The organism is Pseudomonas sp. QE6 (assembly GCF_041379005.1).
GTDB lineage: Bacteria > Pseudomonadota > Gammaproteobacteria > Pseudomonadales > Pseudomonadaceae > Pseudomonas.
In genome coordinates this window covers 4,854,999-4,878,585 of sequence record NZ_CP166873.1, presented here as the reverse complement: position 1 = coordinate 4,878,585, position 23,587 = coordinate 4,854,999, and the positions used below count along the sequence as shown (strand labels likewise).

Sequence of the window (23,587 nt, the reverse complement as noted above, 5' to 3'; positions counted from 1 at the left end):
GCAGCGGGGAGCGTCGGAGTTCGCCATGCCTGACTACAACGCTCCCCTGCGCGACATGCGCTTCCTGCTCGACGACGTGTTCGACGCGCCCGCCCTTTGGGCGCGCCTGCCGGCGCTGGCCGAACGCATCGACGCCGACACCGCCGACGCCATCCTCGAGGAAGCGGCAAAGATCACCGGTGGCCTGCTCGCCCCGCTCAACCGCAGCGGTGACGAGGAAGGCGTGCACTTCGCCGACGGTGTGGTGAGCACGCCCACCGGCTTCCGTGAGGCCTACGCGACCTACGCCGAGGGCGGCTGGGTCGGGCTGGCGGGGAATCCCGAGTACGGCGGCATGGGCATGCCGAAGATGCTCTCGGTGCAGTTCGAGGAAATGATGTACGGCGCCAACGCCAGCTTCAGCCTCTATTCGACCCTCTCCGCCGGCGCCTGCCTGGCGCTGGATGCCCATGCCTGCGAAGCCCTCAAGCGTACCTATCTGCCGAAGATGTACGCCGGCGAATGGGCCGGTTCCATGTGCCTGACCGAGCCCCATGCCGGCACCGATCTGGGCCTTATCCGCACCCGCGCCGAGCCGCAGGCCGATGGCAGCTACCGCGTCACCGGCACCAAGATCTTCATCACCGGCGGTGAGCAGGACCTCACCGACAACATCATCCACCTGGTGCTGGCCAAGCTGCCCGACGCACCGGCGGGCTCGCGGGGTATCTCGCTGTTCCTGGTGCCCAAGTTCCTGGTGCAGGCCGATGGCTCGCTGGGTGCGCGCAACGCGGTCTCCTGCGGCTCGGTCGAGCACAAGATGGGCATCAAGGCCTCGGCTACCTGCGTGATGAACTTCGATGGTGCCACTGGCTGGCTGGTCGGCGAGCTGAACAAGGGGCTGGCGGCGATGTTCACCATGATGAACTACGAGCGCCTGTCCATCGGCATCCAGGGTATCGGCTGCGCCGAAATGTCCTACCAGAGCGCTGTCGCCTACGCCCGCGAGCGCCTGCAGAGCCGCGCCGCTACCGGCCCGGTGGCGAAGGACAAGGCCGCCGACCCGATCATCGTGCACCCCGACGTGCGTCGCATGCTGCTGACCATGAAGGCGCTGACCGAAGGCGGCCGCGCCTTTTCCACCTACGTCGGCCAGCAACTGGATGTCGCCAAGTACGCCGAAGACGCTGCCGAACGCGAGTCGGCCCAGTCATTGGTGGCGCTGCTGACGCCGGTCGCCAAGGCCTTCTTCACCGACACCGGACTGGAAAGCTGCATCCATGGCCAGCAGGTGTTCGGCGGCCACGGCTTCATCCGCGAATGGGGCCAGGAACAGCTGGTGCGCGACGTGCGCATCGCGCAGATCTACGAAGGCACCAACGGTATCCAGGCGCTGGACCTGCTGGGGCGCAAGGTGATCGCCGATGGCGGGCAGGCGCTCGCCCTGTTCGCCGGAGAAATCCGCGCTTTCGCCGATGCAACCGACGGTACTGCCATGGGCGCCTTCACATCACCGCTGCTGGAGGCGCTGGACCTGCTCGAATCCGTCACCCGCGAAGTGCGCGAGCGCGCCGCCAGAGCGCCACAGGAGATCGGTGCCGCCTCGGTGGAGTACCTGCACCTGTTCGGCTATACCGCGTATGCCTATCTCTGGGCGCGCATGGCGCAGGCCAGCCTGGGCCTGGGCGACGACTTCCACTGCGGCAAGCTGGCCACCGCGCGCTTCTACTTCGCCCGCCTGCTGCCGCGCACCGAGTCCCTGGCCGGATCGATCCGCGCCGGCAGCGACAGTCTGTTCGAGCTGCGTGCCGAGCAGTTCTGAATTTCAGTTGAGCGTGATTGCGTGGCCAGTCGCCAATGTTGGCCACGCTTTTTTTTGATGGCAGGTCCAGCGGGCGATGCAAGCAGGCTTCAAGCGCCGTATCGGCTCTGACACAGCTGTCTTCAACTCCCATGCAGTGACGAAAGCTCCGCTGCATGGGAGGCATCTGCCCAATTATGTCCGCGGTGGAACCCGCGAATCTCCGGTAGAGATGATTACCTCCACGCGACGATTTAACTGACGGCTCTCTGCACTGGCGTTGCTTGCCACCGGGTAGTTCTTCCCGTAGCCGGCGCTGACCAGGCGCTCGGGCGTCACCCCAAGACGTTGCAGGGCGAAGGCCACCGCCTGGGCACGGCGCTCGGACAGGCTCTGGTTGAAGGCGTCGCCGCCCACCGAGTCGGTGAAGCCTTCCACGCGTACCTTGCGCTCGGGGTTTTCCCGCAGGTAGTCGGCCAGTTGCTGCAGATTGCGCACGGCACCACTGCGCAGCTCGGCCTTGCCGGTATCGAACAGCACGTCGCCGAAGGTGACCACGGTGCCGCGCTCGGTCTTCTTCGCGTCCAGGGCCTGCAAGGCCTTGAGCTGCTGGGTGCGGACGTCCAGGCGAACCCGCGTGCGCTCGGCGTCCAGACCCTGGATGCCGGCCTCGGCCTGGCGCTGCAGGATGGTCTGCTCCGCCACGGCGATCTTGCTGCTGGCGAGGTAGGCGGCCTGGTCGATAGCCGGGTCCTTGCGGTTCTGGTTCGACAGGGTTTCGGCCTTGGCCAGCGCGGCGAACGCATCGCGGGTTTCCAGGGCGGCGAGGCGGCTGGCCTCGGGATTGGCCTGCAACGTCTCGTACTGGGCGCGTGCGGCCACCAGGCCGGTGTTTTCCGGCGTAGTGCCGCAGCCGGCGAGGGCCAGGGCGAGCAGCGACAGGGCAGGGAGAGAGAGTTTCTTGTACATGGCTGGCCTCACTGGGCTTGGGCGGAGGGAAGCGCGGGGGCGTCGGGCGCCTGGAGCATTTCCTGGCGCAGGACTTCGATGCCCTGGCGGGCGCTCTGCAGCGTCTGCTGGGCCTTGATGGCGCGCGCCTTGCGCTCGGCGAGACTGGCGTCCGCCTCGGCCTGCTGGGCCAGCAGGCGGGCCTGCGCGTAGTCCTTCTCGCCAAGGGCGCGTTCCATGAGGAACAGCTTGTCCTGGGCGTTCTTCATCTCCACGGGCGCATAGCGCGTGGCATCGGCGGATACCGCTCGGTTCACCGCGTTCTTCGACAGCTGTACCTGTTCTTCCGGCAGGGGCACGCTGGAGCAGGCGCCAAGCGCGCCCAGCATCACCAGCAGCAGTCCGTACGGCGCGGCGTATCCGCCTCGGGTCATGTTGGCCATTCGTCACTCCAAAGGTCTTGTCAGTCATGCCGCGCGGTGGCGCGGCGGGCGTGCGGGGACGAGCGCCACCGCTGGCGGCGCTCCTCGGCACTCGGGGAAGGGCGCGGCAAAGCGCCCGTGATCAGGGATGCAGCGCGGGTTGGTGCTCGCGGCGGTGCAGCGCCTGGGGATCGATCAGTGCCATGAAGGCACCGAGACTGGCCGCGTCCAGCGGGCCGGGCAGGCGCGCCACGGTCCCTTCGGCAGCCAGCGGCGCAGGGTCGGCGGGCAGGTACTGGCTCTGGTAGACCAGCGCGCTGTGGTAGACGCCGGCCAGGGAGGTGCAGTCCAGCGGCTCGCTGTTGAACAGCCGGGCGCTGCCGATCAGCACGTCGAAGGGGCGCCCGGTGCAGCGTCCCAGCAGGCGCGCCTCGTCCAGCGAGGCGGCGGTCGCCACGCGGTGATAGCCCAGCCGGTTGAGCATCCGCTCCACCAGCAGCGACTGGGCATGGCGGTTCTCGGCGATCAGGATGCGCAGGGTCTTGTTGGCCATCGGGCTGTGTCCTCGTTGGGCTGTTCCGTACGCAAAGCCTACGGACCGGCCAGAGGCTTTCCTGTAGGTCGAATCCAGCGATTTTGTAGGACGCTTCCTAGCAGAAGCGCCGAGCCCCGGCGTTCTCGTCCAACCCACGCAGCAGCTGCGTCAGCTCGCCACCCAGTAGCGGCCGGCCCAGCAGAAAGCCCTGCACGCGCTCGCAGCCCAGGCGTTTGAGGGGCACCAGCGAGGCGCGTACTGCCCGGTTGGCGTGGCGCCGCAGCCAATGATGGGATAGTTCGGTGTGCCTTAGGGGCGGTTTGATCTAGGCAGCCAAAGCGCGAAATCGCCCACGAACTTCGTTGGAATGGCGTTGAGCGTCTACTGAAGAAACACGACCTTGATACTCCTCACAACGCGCGCAACCGGACTCACGACCACAGGATCGACAATCATGTGTGAGCGCCGTTCGTCCATCTAGGGCGAACCATGGTCACCGGCAGCGATCGACCCTGAGCGGACTGTCGCATGGAGCGAAAATCGGCCACTAGCTGCCCTTTACTGAGGGCAGCAATGGGTCGCTCTCGCATTAGTGGAAGCTTCCATTCAGAAGCAGACATGCATGAAGCACACGACCTAGGCTGAATAATCTAAAACCGTCTCAAAGCGGCACCGGCCATAAGGCCGGCGCCAAAGTGGGAATGAGGTAATAGCGAGGCCACGTAGCAGTCTTCAGAACATCATCGACCGGAATATCCCGATTCCTATCAGCGGTCTCGGGTTTGTTACGGCCAGGTAGCAATTGCCCTCGTCACGTTCAAAGTACCGTCCACATTTCTAGATCGCAATATGCACCTAGTGGCCGTGCTTGATTTGGCCTCGACCATCATTGCCCAGACATCCGTTTGCCGAATGAGATGGCATAGGCAGCGGAGCGGGCCTTTAGGATGGGATCGTCAGTGGGCACAATGCCGTCGGCAACCACCAAGGGATCGAAGTTGATGGAGTTACAGGCGGCGCCTGCCTGGGGCATGGCCTTGGTAATGCTCAAGGTGCCCACTTTGACCTTTTGCCGATCCTCAGGCCAGGCAATCGAGGCGTCGTTCTCGGAATCGCCAGGCTGGCCCAGAATGATGTACATGTCCCATTTGGCCGGGGAATTTTGTGTGCGTGCGATGAGGTCCTTTGCGAGGTGATCGGCAGGAGTGGCCTTCATTTCCTCGTCAGTCAGGGTTTTGACTCCTCCCTGCGGCTCGAAATGCCAGCGTACTAGTTGTTTCTGATCAGCCTTGTTGACGAACCAGAAGGCATTGAGGCTGTTGTAGTAAGTGGTGTCGTAGCCGACAGGAGGATTGCGGGATTCGATGGCGGCACCCAATCCGTGGAAATCGGGGTGGCTTTCGACGAAGGCCTTGAGAGCTTCCGGGTTGGGAGCGCCTGTTGCAGGGTCCGGCTTGAGCGCGACGGTCAAGGCATAGAAGGTCTCTGGCTTGGAGACGAAGATCGGTACGTTGATCATCGTCATGTGCTGCAGGGCGCCTCCTGGCAACTTGAACTCCAGCGCTAAACCTTGCACACCTTTTTGATTATCAGGCTGTTCGGGATTGCCTCCGTTGTGGGAGAAGCGAGCCACCACCGGTATTGGCTGGCCGCTGAAAAGCGCAGAGCGACTGTATTTGGCGGTATCGCTGTTGCCGACAAATTCTCCTTCGGCACATAGCCCCTTGGTGTGGTTGCGTCTTTGCCCGGCGTGGGTACCGTATGTGTCTTCGAAGGCGCTGATCATGTCGACGGGATTGTAGGGTTTGGCTTCGGCTTCGGCGGCATTAAGAGAGGTTGAATAGAGTTGGCACACGCCGGTAAGAACGGCACCGGCCAGTACAGCTTTGTAGGGAACCTGCATGACCATTTCCTCATCTGTAAACGATTGGACTACGCGGTAACTTCATCGCTTTTTGTTCTCACGTGCACTTCTAGAAGGCAGCCATTGGAGAAGAAAAGCAGGTTGTAGGAACGGCTCCCAACCTCCTAAACCAAGGCCAATACAGCCAAAAACGGGCAACTAAAGCCGTAAGCACGGCGCCCATTTCTAGTCTATTCGTCGGCAGGAAGACCCGTTTGGACTTCTTCTGGTAGCCCGGTCAACTGCGCCGCCGATCTAGTGAAACCACGTAGGCAAATAGGCGTGCTGAGAACATCTCGTCGACGGGGCGGCCGATCCCTGCGGCCAAGTTGCCGGGGTCGAAGATGCCCGCATCGCAGTTCTGCGCATCCTCCAGTGCGGTGATGTCCAGTGTGCCGAGTTGCACGGCTTCGCGCTGATCCTCGTCTGGCCAGCGTGCGGTCACGTCGAGTAGGGGATCGCCCGCCCGAGCCACTATGGCCAGGAGCTCGAATTGTGCAGTGCCCTGCGCGATGCGTTGGCGCAGTTCGTCCAAGAGAAAGTCGTTCGGTAGCGGGTCGGCCTGCTCCTGGGGCAGGGTGATTTCGCCGAAAGCCGGTTCCAGCTTGAACTTGATGAAGCGAGTCCGGCCGTCGCCATTGTCCGCAGGGAAGGCATGCACGGCCCAGTAAGGAGTGCCGACGAAACTGCCGGGAAGGCCGCGGCCGGCGACGAACTGGGCCTGGTGCAGGGTTTCCGGATTGGCGGCGTTGAAGGCCTCGAGCCGTTCCTTGTCCGGCGTGCCGTCCGGACCGGGCTTGCGGGCATCGAGGAAGCCGAGCATCTGTTCCACGGTGCGAGCGAAATGCACGGGCGCATTTTCGGTCAGCAAGTCGCTGGTATGCCCCGGCGGGCCCAGGCGGAAGCTGAAGCCGCGTAACACGGTTCGATTGGTGTCGCTGACTCCGGGGTTGCCACCGCCCACGGCGAAACGGCCGATGAACCGCGAGGGCTCGGTGAAACTGCGCGAGATCGTCACATGCCGTGCCTGGGCTGTTGGCGTGTAGGTGCCAGTGATGCAGTGCCCCTTGGCGAAACTGGCGCGGGCGCCGGGCGGATTGCCCGCATTGCGCTTGAGCGCCGTGACGATATCGATGGATGCGCCGGGACTGGCGGGATGCACGGGGGGAACGACGGCACCTTGGTCGTCGCTGGACACTGAGGGTTTGGACTGGCTCATGGTGACCTCCGGCAGGGATCGGGAGTGATGTCGATTGCGTCGCGCTATCGAACTCCCAGCAGTTTTCGCGGCGGACCAGCGGCTGTCTTGAATGAAAGGCGCGGGCCTTGAACGAAAAAGGCAGTCGCCTTGACGGTGCCAGGAGTGCCGACCAGACTCCTTCCGCGCCGCTTTCCGCAGCAACCTCGAGGTGCCCGGTCATGGCCTATGAGCTGAACGGCGAAAGCCTAGGGAGAGCCTTCCGCCAGGAACAACTGCCTACCCTGACGACCAACAGCAGCGAAGGCCTGCGCATGGCCGTCAGCGAATTGCGCCGCGATCAGCCAGGATTCGGTTTTTCCGCGCCTCTGCCTGCAGAGTCGGCCTACCTGGTAGGGCTCCAACTGCGCGCCATTGATCGCCACGAACTCTGGCTCGACGGTCGCTCGGTTCCGGTCAACCCGATTGCCGGAGGGGCGATGCACATCTTCGACCTGCAACGGAATCCGGTGTGCTACACGAACGAACCCTTCCACGACCTCTTCTTCTATATCCCTCGTGCTGCACTGGCCGAGCTGCGCGAAGATTTCGGCGGAAGGGAGGTGGTTGAACTCGGCTGCCGCGACGGCCAGTTCCTGTGCGACCCGGTGATTCACGGCCTGGGCCTGGCACTCCTGCACACCATGCGTACCGGCCCAGCGCACGAACAGGTCTTCGTTGATCATGTGATGCTGGCCCTGCGCAGTCACTTGCTCACCGCCTATCCCGGTACGAGCTTGAAACCGACTGCTGCGGTCCATGGGCTTGCCCGGTGGCAGGAGCAGGCGGTCAAGGAACTGATGAGCGCCTATCTGGGGGAAGGTATCTCGCTCAAGGCGCTCGCGGACGTCTGTGACATTTCCACCAGTACGCTGGTGCGGGGGTTCAAGCGCAGTACCGGCTATACGCCGCACCAGTGGCTGATCCGGCGGCGTCTCGACTTGGCGATGCAATTGATGCGACGTAGAGAGTTGTCGCTGGCGGATATTGCGACGCAGGTCGGCTTCGCCGATCAGAGCCACTTCACGAGAGCGTTCTCCCGCATCGTTGGGTGCTCGCCAGCGACCTGGCGGTTGTCCCAGGGTTGATTGATGGCTAGGCGTATGCGGAGAAGTTTCTGATCGGTGTTACCGAGCCCCCATGTGCCAATAAGTCCAACGCAGCAGCCTGGCTGTTCCATGACCTGAAGGGCCGCTTCCGGCCGACTTCTGCCAGTCGTGACCGGCAGAAGTCGGCCGGAAGCAGCCATTCACGTCATAGGGACGAGCACTATTTCAGATCACCACCAGCATTTCCCTAGAAGCGATAGTTCACGCTCGCTTCCAGAGTCCGTGGCGCACCGGGGGTGATGAGGTCCACCGAGCCGTGTGCGGAGACGTAGTAATCACGATCGAAAACGTTCTTCAGGCGCAGTGCCATGTCCCAGTGCGGCACGCTGTAGAAGAGGGCGGTATCGAAGGTGGTGTAGCTCGGCATCACCACGTTGTTGTCCAGCGCCGTGTAGCGATCGTCAACGTAGTTGGCGCCCGCGGCGGCACGCCATTGCGGGGTGAGGCTGCGCACCAGCCAGAGGTTGGCGCTGTTGCGCGGGGTGAGGGTGGGCACCTGGCCTTCGTTGGGCACGCCGTTGGTCTTGCTGTTGGACTTGGTGATCTCCGCGTCGAGGTACGCGTAGCCGGCGTAGATCTGCCACTTGTCCGTCAACTGCCCGCTGATCGTAGCCTCGAAGCCGTCGGTGCGTTGCTCGCCGGCCAGTACGGTCAGGTTCGGGTTGGTCGGGTCGGCGGTCTTCATGTTGGTGCGTTCGAGACGGAAGATCGCGGCGGTGATCGAGAGGCGGTTGTTCAGCAGGTCCCACTTGGTACCGATTTCGTAGTTGGTGGTTTCCTCGGGTTCGAGGTTCTGGTTGGACGGGCTCACCGCGAACACTTCGCCTGACGGCTGATAGCTGCGGCTGACGGACACGTAGTAGGACTGGATCTGGTCCGGTTGGTAGACCAGGCCGGCGCGCGGGCTCCAGGTCTTGTCGGTGCGGTCGAGGTCGACGTTCTGCACGCGCTCGTCGTCGTACTCCTGGCCGAAGATGTCGTAGCGCACGCCCAGCAGCGCTTTCCATTGCTCATTCAGTTCGATCAGGTCCTGCACGTAGAAGCCGGTGGTGTCCTGGGTGTTGGTGCCCTTGGACGACAGGTTGGCGGCGTGCTCCGGGACCGGAACCAGGCCATCGCTGAACACCGGGACCTGCGCCACGTTGTTCTGGCTGAACACGCGCTGGTGCTTGTCCTGGACGCCCACCTCGACGCCATACAGCAGGTTGTGCTGCATGCCGGCCAGTTGCGCGTGCTGCTTGAGTTCGGTCTGGTTGAACACGCCGTATTCGTCGCGCGCCACGTTGCCGCGGTTGAGCTTCACCAGGAGTTTGCCGTCGGGGGAGGTGACGAAGCGGGTCGGGCTGGTGTCGGCCAGGGTGTTGTTGCGGTCCAGGTCGTAGCGGTAGAAGCGGCTGGTGTTGGTCAGGCTGAGGTCGTCGTTGATCTGGTAGTTCAGGGCGCTGGTGAGGGAGAAGACCTCGCTGCGTGCATAGTCCTGGTCCGGGTCGCCGGAGCCGAAGCGCTTGTCCCGGTCGACATCCACCGGGCGGTCGCCCAGGGCGGGAATGCCGAAGTCGATCAGGCGCTTGTCGTACAGGTAGCTGGCGCCGAGGTTCAGTTCCAGGTCGTCGGAGAGCCGGAAGTAGGCGGAAGGGGCGATGGCCTTGTGGTCGATGTAGCCATCGTCGCGGTAGGTGTCGCTGTCCTCGAAGGCGCCGGTGACGCGATACGCCTGGTTGGTCTGCTGGTCGGCCCAGCCGGTGTCGAACTGCGTGCGGCGCTTGCCCTCGGAGTCGACGGTCATGCCCACTTCGTGCCTGGGGGCGAAGCCCGGGGTCTTGGAGATGCTGTTGATCAGGCCGCCGGACGAACCCCGGCCATAGAGCACGGCGGCGGGGCCCTTGATGACCTCGACGCGCTCGATGTTGGAAAGGTCGCGGAAGTACAGGGCATCGTCGCGGACGCCATCGATGTACATGTCGCCGATCGCGCTGAAGCCACGGATGGTGACCTGGTCGCGTTGCCCGTCGCCGTTGGAGAAGCCGATGCCGGGTACGTTCTTCAGCACGTCCTCCATGGACTGGGCGCCCTGGTCCTTGATCACGCTCTGCGGCACGACGTTGACCGTCTGGGGGATGTCTCGCAGGGGAGCGTCGATCTTCAGCGCGCTTTTGCTGTCGCCGGGGTTGTAGCTTTGCTGGTCGTAAGCGGCGGTGACGGAGGTTTCCGGCAGCGCCAGGGTGTCCTGGGACTCAGCGTGAACGGTGGGGATGACCAGCAGGCCCAGCATCGAGAGGGATGCCGGGGCGACAGACTTTTTTGCCATTGTTTACGACTCGTTGTTTTTGTGAAGAATAAATAGTAATTATTCGCAAATACGAATCGTGTGTAAATATCTCGATGCAAATCGAGGCTCGTCGTATGGATAGGGTGGGCTGACAGGTCTGGGGAGGGGGTAAGCGTTGAGGAGGCATTGGGGGCGAGCCCAGGCCGCGATCCTGGGCGTGACCGCTCTCGGTGATCTGAGTCGATCCGTCAGGCGGCCGTGCGCCCCTGGCGCTGCAGGACGATATGCGTGGCCTTCTCCGAGGCTACGAACTCAACGCACTCATAGCCCAGGGTCCGCAAGTCGACCCCTTCGAAAAGGGATTCTCCCCGGCCGAGCAGGACCGGCGAGATCGCAATGTGCAGTTCATCGATTAGGCCCTCGCGAAGGTATTGCCGGATCGTCTCCGGTCCACCGCCGATTCGCACGTCCTTTCCGGCCGCGGCCTCGCGTGCCCGGTCGAGCGCCTCGCGAATGCCGCCTGTGATGAAGTGGAATGTCGTGCCGCCTTCCATCTCGAGGGAGGGGCGGGCATGGTGGGTCAGGACGAAGACGGGAACGTGGTACGGCGGGTTATCTCCCCACCAGCCTTTCCAGTTCATGTCCGGCCAATCCCCGCGAATGGGCCCGAACATGTTCCTTCCGAGAATCCAGGCGCCGACATTCCGAAAGCCACGGGCGGCGAAATCATCGTCAACTCCGGTCGTACCGTCGTCCTGGCCGAACAAGGCCTGCTGGAAGGTGCGGGTCGGGACCAGCCACTGGTGCAGCTCAGTCCCGCCAATGCCGAGCGGATTGTCGATGTCCTGATCCGGGCCTGCCCCGTATCCGTCGAGGGAGAGGGTGAAGCCTTCAACGCGAACCCGTGTCATCGTCTGCCTCCGTTTCTCGCCTGGCGGGATGCCGGCGTTCGGACATGCGTGTTGCCCGCGGCGGACTGTGTCGTGCGTCCGCTCTTTCGGCGAGCCGCCCCGGGCAGTCTCGAGGGTACGGTCAATGTAGCGGACGCGGGAGAAGGCAGTTAGTCCGCGTCGATGTCCGGTTTGTGGGGCGGAGCCCGGTCAGCCCGTAGCCCGGCTGTTCACGTGCTTTTGTCCTGGTTCGGTCTCAGGCTGGCTGGCTTTGCTGGCAGACAGACGGGACACACCGAAAAGTACCAGGGCCAAGCCGGCCAGTTGGTACATCGATATCGCTTCGTTCAACAGTGCCCAAGAGGCGAACACCGTCAGTACCGGGCCGAGGTTGCCGAACGCCGCCGCATGGGTAGCGCCCATGCGCTGAATGGCGAGGGCCATCCAGTAGATCGGCAGTACGGTGGAAATCAGCGCCATCAGCACACCGTAGATCCAGACCGCGCTTGGCAGCGCCCTCAGTTGTTGCAGATCGCAGGTCAGGCCGTAGTGGATCAGCACCATCACCGACGAGGCTCCGCCCGCCAACCCCGCCAGGCGCATCGAGCCTACCCGCCGCACCACCGAGGCCGTACCCATGTAATACAACGCGTAGGTCACGGCACTGGCGAACACCCAGATGGCGCCCAGCACGATCTGCCCGTCGCTGCCTTCCACCCTGATGTCATGCACCAGGGCAATGCCCAGGCCGAGATAGCACAGACCCAGGGCGGCCAGGGTGCGAGAGCCTGGCGGCTCGCGGGTCAGCGCCATCTGGAGGAGCAGAACCAGGGTCGGGTAGGTGAAGAGGATCAGCCGTTCGAGGCCGGCGCTGATGTACTGCAAACCATAGAAATCGAAGAGGCTCGACAGGTAGTAGCCGACCAGGCCGAGCAGCAGGATGTTCACGCCATCGGCCAGCGACAGGCGGGGCTGCTCCGGTTTCCTGCTCAGCCGGATGAGCCAGAGAAACAGCGGCAGTGCCAGCCCCATGCGGATGGCCAGGACTGTCACGGCGTCCACGGGGGCGGCGGCATAGGCCAGCTTCACGAAGACCGCCTTGAGGCTGAAACCGGTAGCGGACAGCACGGCGAACAGTACGCCGTTGCACAGACTTCGCTGGTAGAGGGACGTCAGAATGCTCATGGCGACAGGGCGGCGAGGCAGAAGAAGGCTTTATTCTAGAAAGAACACCGCCTCACTAGAATGCCAGTTTTGCGAATATGGCCTTCGTATTTGGAGAATGCCTCATGCACTTCGATCTCGCCGATCTGCGCCTGATCACCGCCATCGCCAGCACCGGTAGTCTGAGCAAGGCGGCAGCCTCGGTTCCCGTGGCGGTGTCGGCGGCGAGCAATCGCCTTCGGCTGTTCGAAGAGCGCTGCGGGCTTTCGTTGTTTGCCCGCCATAGCGACGGCATGACTCCAACCCCGGCCGGACGACTGGTTCTGGAGGCCAGCCAACGCGTACTGAAGGAGGCGCAGCAACTGAAGGACGTGCTGCAGGAGTTGAACGGCGAGCGGCGGATCACCCTGCGCCTGGCCGCCTCCACCGTCGCCAACAGCACCTTCCTGCCCACCGCGCTGGGTCCCTTTCTCGCGGACTATCCGGAGGTGGACCTGCAACTGATCGAGCAGAACAGCAAGGATGTGCTGCGCGCGGTTCAGGTAGGGGAGATCGACATCGGTGTCTACGACGGCAACCTGCCCACCGCCGGCCTGCTGTCGCTTCCGTTCCGCAACGACAGGCTGGTATTGCTGGCGCCGCGGGATCATCCGCTGGCCAGCCAGTGCCTACCCAGTCTGCGCGACGCGCTCAGCTTTCCCTTCGTCTGCCTGCCCGCCGAGCGTGCGATGCAGCGCTTCGTCGAGGCCATGGCCTTGCGCAATTCCATGCCTCTGAGAGTGCGCGTGCGCGCGCCCAGCTTCGATGCCATCGCGCAACTGGTTGCCCAGCGGGCGGGCGTTGCGATGCTGCCGGAGGCCGCTGCAACCCGGCTGGCGCAGGAGCTGCCGGTATCGGTGGTGCCGCTCGGGGACGCCTGGGCTACCCGCGAACTGCGCATTTGCGTGCGCGACTGGGATGCCCTTTCTTCCCATGCCCGGCAATTGGTGAGCTACCTGATGAACGAGGGCGCCACATCCCGCTAAGCAAGGGCACCTGCCAGGGGAGGCCGGCCAATGGGCCTCCTGAGGGCGTCAGTGAATCGTGGGGAAGCGCTCTTTCACCAAGGCCTGCGCCTGATGGGCCAACTGGTCGAGCAGGCGATCGCGTTTTTTCTCGGCCTCGCTCATGGCCTTCCTGCCGTGTTGCTGCAGCAGGTAGGCGTGGATCTGCCGTACTTCCCTGGACTGGTAGATCGGGGCCAGGTCCTGCACCGCCACCAGGCCATCCGAACGGTGATCGCGGGTGTTCAGCAACACCTGCGGCCCCTGCGCTGTCAGGACCTGGAACCCCATCGACTCGAAGGTCGGCACCTTGCCCGCCGCGCAGGCCAGTTCGACATGGGGACGATGCTCGATCATCCGCTGCAACAGGGCCCGGCCAATTCCGCGCCGACGGTGGCTGGCCCTGACCGCGATATAGGCCAGCGTGCAGGCCTCGGCATCGTCCTGGCTCGGCAGGTACAGGGCAAAACCCAGTACCTGGGACGGATCTTCATCATCCAGGGCCAGGATCAACCGCGCGGTGCTTTCCACGGCGCTGTCCATGGCCTGCAGATACAGGTGCACCTCGTAGCCGATCACGTACTGGTACAACTGATAGAGCGGATTGCTGGGCGTCAGCGGCACCGGGCTGACGTCGCTGAAGTAGTCCACCACCATCTGCAGAACCTGACTCTTCAGGGATTCGGGCGGCGGTGTGTCGAGGTTTACGAGGGTGAACATCTGAAACTGGCTCCGGGCGTGCCCGATCGGAGGGAATCGGCGCGGGCGCCATTGTAGCGTCCGAGGGCATCGAGCGTTGCCGCTGTACTCGCGGGGGCCAACTGGCGGTATGAATGGCGCTCCGGAAGGGCCTGGCCTGAAAGGTGGATGTGGGGGGCAGGGTTTGTGGCTCGCCCGACGCCTCAGTCCCGCGTGGAAGCCTTCAGGCGTTCGTGCTTGAGCACGTTGCGCGTGGTGGTTTCGTAATGTTCGGTGAGCAGGGCGCAGGCCCGCTCGACATCGCGAGCCAGGGCCGCATCCAGCAGCGCGCGGTGTTCCCCGGGCACGTCGCGATCGCCGCTGCCGGCATACAGCAGCGACAGCTGGCGATAACGGGCGGTCTGGTCCCTGAGCATGCCGGCGAAGCGCATCAGCCAGTGCGAGTCGCAGGCCGAGAGCAGGACGGTATGGAAGGCCTCGTGGGCCTGCTCCCAGTCCGGCCGCAGCATTCTCTCGGGGCCATCCACCACCGGCAGACGGTCCAGGCGGTGATGGGCGGCAATCAGGCGACTCTCCCAGTCGAGGTCGCCCTGGGCGATGGATAACCGCAGCGCCTGGCACTCGATCAGCAGGCGGGTAGTGGTGATGTCGCGGATCTCGTCGGCGGAGATGTGGCCGACGCTGAAACCCTTCTGCTCGGTGGCGACCACGAAGCCGGTGGCTGCCAGACGCGACAGGGCTTCACGCAGCGGGATCACGCCGGCGTCATAGGCGTCGGCGAGCTCCTTGAGGCGCAGCTTGCTGCCGGGCGCCAGGCGGCCGCTGATGATGTCCTGGCGAACACGGGATTCGAGCTGCGACGCCATGGTGCGCTTGTCGCCTTCTACCGGTTCCATCCAGCGTTCGGGTTGGTTCATAGCAGATATCCAGTGTGCCTCAGCGTTAGGGAGATCATACACGCGGAGCCTTTTGTAGAAAATCTGAAGAAAATATATTTTCTGGTTGACGATATATTTTCACGGGTTTAGCTTTTGCCCCATGCCGTTCTGCTTGACGGTGGCCATACAACACAACAAGAGGTCCTGATCCATGCGTTATGTGTCTTTCAATCATCAAGGCCGCGCCGTGCTGGGCGTTCGTACTCCCGACGGCGTGAAGGTGCTGGGTGAGGAAACCCTGGAAGCGCTGCTGGCGCGCGGCGAGGACCTGGCTACCTACGGCGCCGCGGCGCAGGGCGCCGTCGTGGAGATTGGCGAGCAGGACTACCTGCCGCTGATGCGCAGTCCAGGGAAGATCATTTGTGTCGGCCTCAACTATGCCGACCACACCAAGGAGTCGCCCTATGCGCAGCCGGACTATCCCACCCTGTTCCCGCGCTTCAACAGCAGCCTGACCGCGCATAACAAGCCGCTGGTGCGACCGCGCGTTTCCGACACGCTGGACTACGAGGGCGAGATGGCGGTGGTGCTCAAGAGTGGCGGCCGGCATATCCCGAAAGACAAGGCGCTGGATTGCGTGGCCGGTTATGCGCTGTTCAATGAGGGCTCCGTGCGCGAATACCAGTTCAAGTCGCCGCAATGGACCGTGGGCAAGAACTTCGATGACACCGGCGCCTTCGGTCCCGACCTGGTCACCGCGGATGAGCTGCCGCCCGGCGGCAAGGGCCTGCTGTTGCAGACCAGGGTCAACGGCAAGGTGGTGCAGTCGGCCAATACCGAGGACATGCTGTTCGACGTGGCCACGATCATCTCCACCCTGAGCGAGGCGGTGACCCTGGAGGCCGGCGACGTGATCGTCAGTGGCACTCCCGCCGGCGTCGCTTTCGGCATGGACCCGAAGGTCTACCTCAAGGCCGGCGACGTCGTGGAGGTTTCCATCGAAGGCATCGGCAAGCTGGTCAATCCGGTGGTCGACGAAGCCTGAGCGGCAGCCGCTACCGACGAACAGAGAAGCCCCCTCCCTGGGGCTTCGATTACAACAAGATGAGGGAGACGATCATGGGCATCACGAGTCGTGGCGTGCATTCGATCGATCATTACGCGCTGTATGTACCTTCCCTGCAGCAGGCCCGGCACTTCTTCGAGCACTTCGGCCTGGAGGTGCGGGAGCAGGCGGAGCAGCTGGATATTTCGGCGGCCGATGGTCATCGCTGGGCGCGCATGCTGCCGGGGCCGAGCAAATCGCTGGCCTGGATCAGCTTCAACTGCTTCGAGGCCGACTTCGCCGCGCTGCGTGAGCAGGTGGAGCGCAGCGGGGCGTTATTCGAAGAAGGTGACGGCAGTGGTTTCTGGTTCCGTGACCCGGACGGTAACCTGATACAGGTCCGGGTGGGCGCCAAGACCATGCCGGATGCGCGCCCCGAGGCAGTCCAGGGCGTTCGCGAATTGCGTGGCGTGGGCAGCCGGGACAGGGTGTGCCAGGTCCGCCCAAAGCGCCTGTCCCACGTCCTGTTCTTTTCTCCCGATGTGCCGCGCGCCGTGGCTTTCTATGAGCAGGCGCTGGGCCTGAAGCTCTCCGACCGCTCCCAGGACATCATTGCCTTCACCCACGCGCGACACGGATGCGATCACCACCTGGTGGCCTTCGCCAAAAGCAGCGCCAAGGGGTTTCACCACGCGGCCTGGGACGTCCCGACCATCGATGACGTGGGCAATGGGGCAGAGCAGATGGCCGCCGCCGGGTATGTCGAAGGGTGGGGTACGGGCAGGCATTGCCTGGGTTCCAACTACTTCCACTACGTCCGCGATCCCTGGGGTTCGTTCAGCGAGTACTCCACGGAAATGGACTTCATCGAGGCGGGGAGTGAATGGCCTGCAGGCGATTTCCCCGCGGAAAGTTCGCTGTATCTGTGGGGGCCGCCCGTCCCCGACTACTTCATCCTGAACACCGAGGCAGGCGGCTGACCGGCACGCCAGCAGACCCCTGACGCCATTCTCATCACATTCGCTGATTGCCTTCCGGCAAGCGGCGCGGGTTCGGCTTGCCCGGTCCCGGAGAGAGGGCGCAGGCAAGAGCGCCCGCTTCGGTGGGCAACTTTCCGATTTCAAGAACAAGAGTGCGGAGTACAGCCATGAAACTGCAAAACACCTCCGAGGTGATCGAAGTCCCCGTCCTGATTGTCGGAGGTGGTCCATCCGGCCTCACGGCTTCCTTGTTGCTGTCGCGCTACGGCATCCGCAACCTGCTGATCAACAAGTATCGCTGGACCGCCAACAGCCCGCGGGCGCACATCACCAACCAGCGCACCATGGAAGTGTTCCGCGATGCCGGCGTCGAGCCGCAGGTGGTTGCTGCGGCCAGCCCCCATGAGTTGATGGCCAACAACGTCTGGGCCACCAGCTTCAGTGGCCAGGAGTTCGGCCGACTGCTCACCTGGGGCAATGCCATCGAGCGCAAGTCCGACTACGAGTTGGCCAGCCCGTCGGCCATGTGCAACATCCCCCAGCACCTGATGGAGCCGATTCTCGCCAACGAAGCCCTGCGTGCCGGCAGCGAGATGCGCTTCAACAATGAGCTCCTGGATTTCACCCAGGATGCCGAGGGCGTCACCGCGCGCGTCCTCGATCGCGGCACCGGACGCGAGTTCAGCGTACGCGCCCGCTACATGATCGGCGCCGACGGCGCACGCAGCCGGGTGATGGAGTTGCTCGGCATCCCGCTGGAAGGCGAGATGGGGCTGGGTTGTGCGGTGAACGTCTGGCTGCGCGCCGACCTGCGCCGCTACTGCGAAAGTCGTCCGGGCGTGCTCTATTGGATGGTGCAGCCGGGCAACGATTACTGGGTGGGCAGCGGTACCTTCATCTGCGTTCGCCCCTGGAACGAATGGGTGATGCTGTTCATGTACGACCCCGCCCAGGGCGAGCCGGACCTCAGCGAGGCGGCGGTGATCGAGCGCGCCCGCCGGGTTATCGGCGACGCCGATATCCCCGTGGAAGTGCTCGCCACCAGCAAGTGGCAGATCAACCATGTGGTCGCCAGCCACTATTCCGAAGGCCGGGTGTTCTGCTGTGGCGATGCGGTGCATCGTCATCCGCCGGCCAATGGCCTGGGCACCAACACCTCGGTGCAGGATGCCTATAACCTGGCGTGGAAGCTGGCCATGGTCCTCAAGGGGGAAGCCGGTACGGGATTGCTCGAGAGCTATAGCCAGGAGCGCCAGCCGGTGGGCCGCCAGGTGGTGGACCGCGCCATGGAGAGCGTGCGCAACATGTTGCCGATCTCCAACGCCCTTGGCTTCAAGCCCGGGCAAACCGAGGCCGAAGGCTGGGCGAGCCTGCGGGAGCTCAGCGCGGATTCAGCGGCCGGCCGTGAGCGTCGCGCGGCGCTGGAACAGGCCATCCAGCTGCAGAACTATCAGTTCAACTGCCATGGCGTGGAACTGGGCCAGCGCTACCTCAGCGGCGCGGTTGCGGGAGACGGCAGCGAGGCGCCCGCTTATGAGCGGGACCCTGAACTCTACTATCACCCCACCACCTGGCCGGGGGCTCACCTGCCGCATGCGTGGCTGCATGACGAGGCAGGCCACAAGCTCTCGACACTGGATATCTGCAGCCAGGGGCGCTTCACGCTGCTCATCGGGCACGGCGGCGAAGCCTGGCGTCATGCCGCCCGGCTGGCTGCCCAGGAGCTGGGCATCGAACTGGTCGTGCGCCGTATCGGCCTGGGCCTGGAATACACCGACAGCTACGGCGACTGGGCGCGGCTGCGTGAGATTCACGAGGACGGCTGCGTGCTGGTGCGTCCCGACAAGCATGTCGCCTGGCGTGCCCAGAGCGTCTCGCAATCCGCCGAGGCTCAGCTGCTGGATGCCTTGAAGGCGGTGCTCGCGCGCCACTGAGTTTTCCTTCCCGTTCATGAGTCCCTTCCCGCTGGGCCGGTCACGGCCCGGTACGGGAGTGTTTTGCCCCGCGAAGGCCCTCCCGGGAAGGGGCTCGCCCTAACCACAACAACAAGAACAAGAGGCAGGTATGTTGAACAAGGTGATGATGTCCATGAGCGCCGGTTTGCTCGCCGTAATGGCGCTGAGCGCTCAGGCCGAGGTAGAAGAAAAGGGCGAGGGCTCCCTGGCGCGCTGGCTGCTCGGCCCTGAGCTGGAGCGCGACCACGGCATACGGATTTCCGGTTTGCTGGATGTTGGTTATGCCCGCAACAACCGCTCCACCCATGACGAACGTGAGGACGGTCTGAGCAACCTGCCGCTGACCGGCTTCTCCGATGAAGGCCTGGAGTTGGCGTCGGTGCACCTGTTCGTCGACAAGCCGCTGGCGGCCAGCGTCGTGCCCAGGGTTACGCCGCTGCCAGGGCCCAAGCCCGAAGAGGTTTCCTTCGGCTTCAGCATGGAGACGCTATACGGCCGGAACGGCCAGTTCGCCCGCACCTTCGGCTGGGACATGCACTGGCCCGCCAACTCTCCGGGTGACGACGATCCCCAGCGAGCCAGGCGTGACAAGGAAAAATTCGTCGCCACGCCGAACCTGTTCGCTTCCGTGTACCTGCCCTATGGTCCGGGCTTCAGCCTGATCGCCGGGATCTTCGGCCCGGCCACCGGTTACGAGATCCCACCGAACATCCGTGAGGCGCGGAACCCGTTTGCCAGCAAGACCTACGCCTTCGTCTCCGAAGCCAGCACCGTGTCCGGGTTCCTTGCCAGTACCCGTTTGCTCAACGATGAGAGCGGCATCCTTGGCGTCGAGCTCGGGCTGGTGCAGGGACGCAACAACCTGCGTGACAACAACAGTGGCAAGTCGGTGCTGGGCGCGCTGCGCTGGCGTACGCCGGACATGCAGACCTGGGTCGATTACGAGTTCATGGTCGGCAACGAGGAGAACCATGACTTCGATGACGTCCAGGCCCCCACGGCGCGGCTGGTGTCTCGCGATGGCCAGTTGCGTCAGCAGCATTCGCTCAACGCCTGGCACGCCTTCGATTCCCGTTGGTCGATGGGCGGCGAGGTGGTCTACGGTCGCCAGTCTGGTGACGGGAGGGCCGGCACCGTCGATATCGTCACGGGACCGGGCTTCGACGGGGCATCCTGGTGGGGCGTCAACAGCGTGCTGACCTACCAGTACCGCAAGGACCTGGCCTTCTCCGTCCGCGGCGAGCACTTCCGTGATCGCGATGCCTTCGTGCTGTTCCCCACCAGCAACGCTCGCGGCGACTTCAACGCCCTGACGATGGGCTTCCGATGGGATGCCACGCGCAACATCAGCATCCGCCCCGAGCTGCGCTACGACTGGTTCGAGCCCATCGAGCACGACCGCGTCTACGGCAACGGCCGTGACCGCACCCAGTTGACCGGCCTGGTCGAAGCCCTCGTGTACTTCTGATCCAACCTGCATCCCCACCTTCGCAATCGACGCTCATTCCATCCATGCCCATGGCGGCAGAGGAGCACCCGTATGTTCGATAAAAAGTACGAATGGAAGGCCGTGGCACTGTTGGCCATCGGTTTCGGCCTGGTCGGCCTGGACCGTTTCATCATCCTGCCGCTGTACCCGGTGATGATGCGCGACCTCGGCCTCGACTATCAGGACCTCGGCAATATTTCCGCGATCCTCGCCCTGGCCTGGGGGATCTCCTCGATCTTCATGGGGCGCCTGTCGGACCGCATCGGTCGCCGCAAGGTGATCATACCGGCGGTGATCGTCTTCTCCGTGCTGGCCGGTTTCTCGGGGCTTGCCAGCGGTGTCGGCGGGCTGCTGCTCATTCGCGCCGTCATGGGCGTGGCGGAGGGCGCCTTCACGCCAACCTCCATCGCCGCCACCGCGGAAGCGTCGCATCCTTCGAGACTGGGAATGAACATCGGGATTCAGCAGGCATTCTTCCCGCTGCTGGGTCTGGGCCTGGCGCCCATCATCGCCACCCAGTTGCTGCTGGTGGTGCCATCCTGGCGCTGGGTATTCGTGCTGGTCTCGGTGCCCGGTTTCCTCCTGGCCTGGGCGCTGTACAAGGTCCTGCGCGAACCCGTGGCCCAGCGTCCGGCGAGCGAGCCTGCGCACAGCATCGGGGCTGATTGGCTGGCAGCGCTGCGCTATCGGAATGTGCTGCTCAACCTGGCGGGAATGTTCTGCATGCTCACCTGCCTGTTCGTCAGCTCGGTGATGTTGCCCAACTACCTCACCGACTACCTGCACCTGGGCATGCAGCAGATGGGCTTCGTCATGTCGGCCATCGGCTTCGGTGGCTTCTGCGGCATGGTGCTGATGCCGACCCTGTCGGATCGCCTGGGTCGCAAGCCGGTCGCGCTGATCTCGTGCGTCGCTACCGGGACGGCGCTGTGGCTGATGATCCATACCGGCGCCGAGCCGATGACGCTGTTCCTGTTGCTGTTCGCGACCACCTTCTTCAACTTCAGCATGATCTGCATGATCGTCGGGCCGCTCACCAGCGAGTCGGTGCCGCCCGCCCTGATTTCCACCGCCACCGGGCTGGTCGTCGGCATCGGCGAAGTATTCGGCGGCGGCGTCGCGCCGGCGCTGGCGGGCTACATCGCCCAGCATTACGGCATCGAGAAGACCCTCTACCTGGCGCTGTCCGGCGTCGTGCTGGGACTGCTGGTGGCTGCATGTCTGCGCGAGACCGCACCGCTACGTCGTTCGACGGCGCAAGGGCGGGCCGGCGACGCCGTCTGACCTGGCGCGCAGAGCGAGCCGACAGGACGTCGGCATGACGAAGCCGGGCTGACCGCCCGGTCTTCGTTCGTCATGCGCAGAGGCGCATGCCGTCGCCCGCATTACCCCTGCGCCGCGACGTATCCACCTGCTGCCGCACCAGGGCTGCGCCAGTCAAAAGCTGGCGTTGCCCTGGTCGACAATGGATCGCCAGTGGCCAGCGATCCTCGGCAGCCATTCAGGGAGCAATTTGCGGATACGAACGAGGTTCGCAGGGCGAATCGCTCCAGGTGGCCAGCTCCAGGCGCCAGTAACCCACGTCGTGCCAGCGGCCCAGCTTGAAGCCGACCTGCGGGAAGGTGCCGATGTGCCTGAAGCCCAGCCGCTCATGCAGGCCGACGCTGCCGGCGTTGGGCAGGGCGATGCCGGCATAGGCGGCGTTGAATCCTTGCCGGGCGAGGATGGGAAGCAGCTCGGCATAGAGGCTGCGGCCAACGCCCGTGCGGCGTTCGCTCTCCGCGACGTAGACGGTTACGTCCACCGCCCATCGATAGGCGGCCCGCGCCCGATGCTGGCTCGCGTAGGCGTAGCCGACCAGGCGGCCGTCCCGCACGGCAACGAGATACGGATAGGTCCGCAGGGTCGTGACTATCCTCTGCCGCATCTCTTCTACGGTCGGCGGCACCTCTTCGAAGGAGATCGCCGTGCCAGTCACGACCGGGGCGTAGATGGCCTGGATCGCCGGGGCGTCCTCGGGGCGTGCTTCCCTGATTTCGATGGGCATGGAGACCTCAGATCGAGCGTTGATTGACGCGGGCGGAGAGTTGTTCGGCGCTTTCCTTGCGCTCCGAATAACGATCCACCAGGAACTCCTGGCGATCACGCAGCAGCAGGGTGAACTTCACCAGCTCTTCCATGACGTCGACCACTCGATCGTAGTACGGCGACGGCTTCATGCGTCCCGCGTCGTCGAATTCCAGGTAGGCCTTGGGCACCGAGGACTGGTTGGGAATGGTGAACATGCGCATCCAGCGGCCGAGCACGCGCAACTGGTTGACCACGTTGAACGATTGCGAGCCGCCGCAGACCTGCATCACCGCCAGGGTCTTGCCCTGGGTGGGGCGGACGGCGCCGAGTGCCAGGGGAATCCAGTCGATCTGCGCCTTGAAGACAGCGGAAAGGGCGCCGTGGCGCTCCGGGGAGCACCAGACCTGGCCTTCCGACCACTGCACCAGGTCACGCAGCTCCTGCACCTTGGGATGCTCCACGGGCACGTCGTCCGGCAGCGGCAGGCCGGACGGATTGAAGAGGCGCGTCTCGGCGCCGAAGTGCTCGAGCAGGCGCGCGGCTTCTTCCACCAGCAGACGGCTGAAGGAGCGCTCGCGGGTCGATCCGTACAGCAACAGGATGCGCGGTTTGTGCTCGCTGGTACGGGTTGCCGCCGGCGGCAGGTCGAACAGCGAAAGGTCGAGATTGGGCAGTTGCTCTGACATGGGGTCCTCCTGCTCAGAGAGCGCCGATGCGATCCAGCTCGCGCTTGAGTTCGTCACGGCCCAGGGTGTCGAAGGGAAGTGCGAAGAAGGCTTTGCAGCGCAGTTCGATCCGGCTCAGCGTGGCGCGGAAGGCTGCGTCGATGGACGCCTCGTCGCCTACGACATCGGATGGGTCTTCCAGTCCCCAGTGGGACTTCAGCGCCGGGCCGAAGTACACAGGGCAGGCTTCTCCGGCGGCCTTGTCGCAGACGGTGATGACGATATCCGGCGGATTGCCTTCGAAGGCTTCATTGCCCTTGCTGCTCAGGCCCTCGGTGGAAATGCCGGCCTGCTGCAAGGTGGTGAGGCTGCGCGGCAGCACCTTGCCCTTGGGAAAGCTGCCGGAGCTGATCGCCTCGAAGCCTTTCGGAGCCAGATGGTTGAACAGCGCTTCGGAAAGGATGCTGCGGCAGCTGTTGGCCGTGCACATGAACAGGACTCGCATG

The 23,587-nt window shown here is 64.1% G+C and carries 22 protein-coding genes; 8 read left to right on the top strand and 14 right to left on the bottom strand.

All coding sequences use genetic code 11. The annotated features are described in order from the left end of the window. The first annotated feature begins 25 nt into the window (after positions 1–25). The gene (locus ACAW63_RS22275) at positions 26–1,801 is read left to right on the top strand and encodes an acyl-CoA dehydrogenase C-terminal domain-containing protein (RefSeq protein WP_371228887.1); all 1,776 of its coding nucleotides are present in this window, start codon (positions 26–28) and stop codon (positions 1,799–1,801) included. Between the two features lie 174 nt (positions 1,802–1,975). On the opposite strand, the gene ACAW63_RS22270 is transcribed toward ACAW63_RS22275, so the two are convergent. The 6 genes from ACAW63_RS22270 to ACAW63_RS22245 all read right to left on the bottom strand — a co-directional run bounded on the left by ACAW63_RS22270 (position 1,976) and on the right by ACAW63_RS22245 (position 6,807). Beyond that, on the bottom strand, positions 1,976–2,749 hold the full coding sequence (locus ACAW63_RS22270; RefSeq protein WP_371228885.1) for an OmpA family protein: 774 nt from the start codon (positions 2,747–2,749) through the stop codon (positions 1,976–1,978). 8 nt (positions 2,750–2,757) lie between these two features. Further along, complete coding sequence (locus ACAW63_RS22265) at positions 2,758–3,171, bottom strand: DUF4398 domain-containing protein (protein ID WP_371228884.1); 414 nt, start codon at positions 3,169–3,171, stop codon at positions 2,758–2,760. Positions 3,172–3,292: 121 nt separating this feature from the next. Next, positions 3,293–3,703: a chemotaxis protein CheY gene (locus ACAW63_RS22260; RefSeq protein ID WP_371228881.1), complete on the bottom strand. Its 411-nt coding sequence runs from the start codon at positions 3,701–3,703 to the stop codon at positions 3,293–3,295. Between the two features lie 97 nt (positions 3,704–3,800). Then, positions 3,801–3,929 carry a hypothetical protein gene (locus ACAW63_RS22255; RefSeq protein ID WP_371228879.1) on the bottom strand — a complete coding sequence of 43 codons (129 nt, stop codon included), beginning with the start codon at positions 3,927–3,929 and terminating at the stop codon, positions 3,801–3,803. Positions 3,930–4,571: 642 nt separating this feature from the next. Then, the gene (locus ACAW63_RS22250; protein WP_371228877.1) at positions 4,572–5,588 is read right to left on the bottom strand and encodes a catalase family peroxidase; all 1,017 of its coding nucleotides are present in this window, start codon (positions 5,586–5,588) and stop codon (positions 4,572–4,574) included. 238 nt (positions 5,589–5,826) lie between these two features. After that, positions 5,827–6,807 (bottom strand): catalase, encoded by a 981-nt coding sequence (locus ACAW63_RS22245; protein ID WP_371228874.1) that lies wholly within the window; start codon positions 6,805–6,807, stop codon positions 5,827–5,829. A gap of 200 nt (positions 6,808–7,007) precedes the next feature. Here ACAW63_RS22245 and ACAW63_RS22240 point away from each other — a divergent pair, with 200 nt between their 5' ends. Beyond that, positions 7,008–7,913: a helix-turn-helix transcriptional regulator gene (locus tag ACAW63_RS22240; RefSeq protein ID WP_371228872.1), complete on the top strand. Its 906-nt coding sequence runs from the start codon at positions 7,008–7,010 to the stop codon at positions 7,911–7,913. Between the two features lie 208 nt (positions 7,914–8,121). Here ACAW63_RS22240 and ACAW63_RS22235 read toward each other — a convergent pair whose 3' ends face one another. The 3 genes from ACAW63_RS22235 to ACAW63_RS22225 form a co-directional block, all read right to left on the bottom strand. Continuing rightward, positions 8,122–10,242: a TonB-dependent receptor gene (locus ACAW63_RS22235; RefSeq protein WP_371228869.1), complete on the bottom strand. Its 2,121-nt coding sequence runs from the start codon at positions 10,240–10,242 to the stop codon at positions 8,122–8,124. A 209-nt stretch (positions 10,243–10,451) separates the two neighbouring features. After that, a complete protein-coding gene (locus ACAW63_RS22230) occupies positions 10,452–11,114 on the bottom strand; it encodes a dihydrofolate reductase family protein (protein ID WP_371228866.1) in 663 nt (220 codons plus the stop codon). Between the two features lie 189 nt (positions 11,115–11,303). Continuing rightward, a complete protein-coding gene (locus tag ACAW63_RS22225) occupies positions 11,304–12,278 on the bottom strand; it encodes a DMT family transporter (RefSeq protein WP_371228863.1) in 975 nt (324 codons plus the stop codon). 104 nt (positions 12,279–12,382) lie between these two features. Between ACAW63_RS22225 and ACAW63_RS22220 the strand changes: the two genes are divergently transcribed. Next, positions 12,383–13,282 (top strand): LysR family transcriptional regulator, encoded by a 900-nt coding sequence (locus ACAW63_RS22220; RefSeq protein WP_371228860.1) that lies wholly within the window; start codon positions 12,383–12,385, stop codon positions 13,280–13,282. 48 nt (positions 13,283–13,330) lie between these two features. Here the strand turns inward: ACAW63_RS22220 and ACAW63_RS22215 are convergent, their stop codons facing one another. After that, the gene (locus ACAW63_RS22215; RefSeq protein ID WP_371228858.1) at positions 13,331–14,020 is read right to left on the bottom strand and encodes a GNAT family N-acetyltransferase; all 690 of its coding nucleotides are present in this window, start codon (positions 14,018–14,020) and stop codon (positions 13,331–13,333) included. Between the two features lie 182 nt (positions 14,021–14,202). Then, complete coding sequence (locus ACAW63_RS22210; RefSeq protein ID WP_371228856.1) at positions 14,203–14,916, bottom strand: GntR family transcriptional regulator; 714 nt, start codon at positions 14,914–14,916, stop codon at positions 14,203–14,205. 172 nt (positions 14,917–15,088) lie between these two features. Between ACAW63_RS22210 and ACAW63_RS22205 the strand changes: the two genes are divergently transcribed. The 5 genes from ACAW63_RS22205 to ACAW63_RS22185 all read left to right on the top strand — a co-directional run bounded on the left by ACAW63_RS22205 (position 15,089) and on the right by ACAW63_RS22185 (position 21,630). Beyond that, complete coding sequence (locus ACAW63_RS22205; protein WP_371228853.1) at positions 15,089–15,922, top strand: fumarylacetoacetate hydrolase family protein; 834 nt, start codon at positions 15,089–15,091, stop codon at positions 15,920–15,922. A gap of 74 nt (positions 15,923–15,996) precedes the next feature. Further along, complete coding sequence (locus ACAW63_RS22200; protein WP_371228850.1) at positions 15,997–16,902, top strand: VOC family protein; 906 nt, start codon at positions 15,997–15,999, stop codon at positions 16,900–16,902. Positions 16,903–17,069: 167 nt separating this feature from the next. After that, a complete protein-coding gene (locus tag ACAW63_RS22195; RefSeq protein WP_371228848.1) occupies positions 17,070–18,836 on the top strand; it encodes an FAD-dependent monooxygenase in 1,767 nt (588 codons plus the stop codon). A 130-nt stretch (positions 18,837–18,966) separates the two neighbouring features. Further along, positions 18,967–20,325 carry an outer membrane beta-barrel protein gene (locus ACAW63_RS22190; protein WP_371228845.1) on the top strand — a complete coding sequence of 453 codons (1,359 nt, stop codon included), beginning with the start codon at positions 18,967–18,969 and terminating at the stop codon, positions 20,323–20,325. Between the two features lie 72 nt (positions 20,326–20,397). Continuing rightward, complete coding sequence (locus tag ACAW63_RS22185; protein ID WP_371228843.1) at positions 20,398–21,630, top strand: MFS transporter; 1,233 nt, start codon at positions 20,398–20,400, stop codon at positions 21,628–21,630. A 217-nt stretch (positions 21,631–21,847) separates the two neighbouring features. Here the strand turns inward: ACAW63_RS22185 and ACAW63_RS22180 are convergent, their stop codons facing one another. From ACAW63_RS22180 to ACAW63_RS22170, 3 genes are read right to left on the bottom strand one after another with little or no spacing between them, the layout of a single operon-like run. Next, on the bottom strand, positions 21,848–22,393 hold the full coding sequence (locus ACAW63_RS22180; RefSeq protein WP_371228840.1) for an arsinothricin resistance N-acetyltransferase ArsN1 family B: 546 nt from the start codon (positions 22,391–22,393) through the stop codon (positions 21,848–21,850). 7 nt (positions 22,394–22,400) lie between these two features. Next, positions 22,401–23,102, bottom strand: a complete 702-nt coding sequence (gene arsH / locus ACAW63_RS22175; protein ID WP_275611288.1) for an arsenical resistance protein ArsH — start codon at positions 23,100–23,102, stop codon at positions 22,401–22,403. A 13-nt stretch (positions 23,103–23,115) separates the two neighbouring features. Continuing rightward, complete coding sequence (locus ACAW63_RS22170; protein WP_371228836.1) at positions 23,116–23,586, bottom strand: arsenate reductase ArsC; 471 nt, start codon at positions 23,584–23,586, stop codon at positions 23,116–23,118. Between the last annotated feature and the right edge of the window lies 1 nt (position 23,587).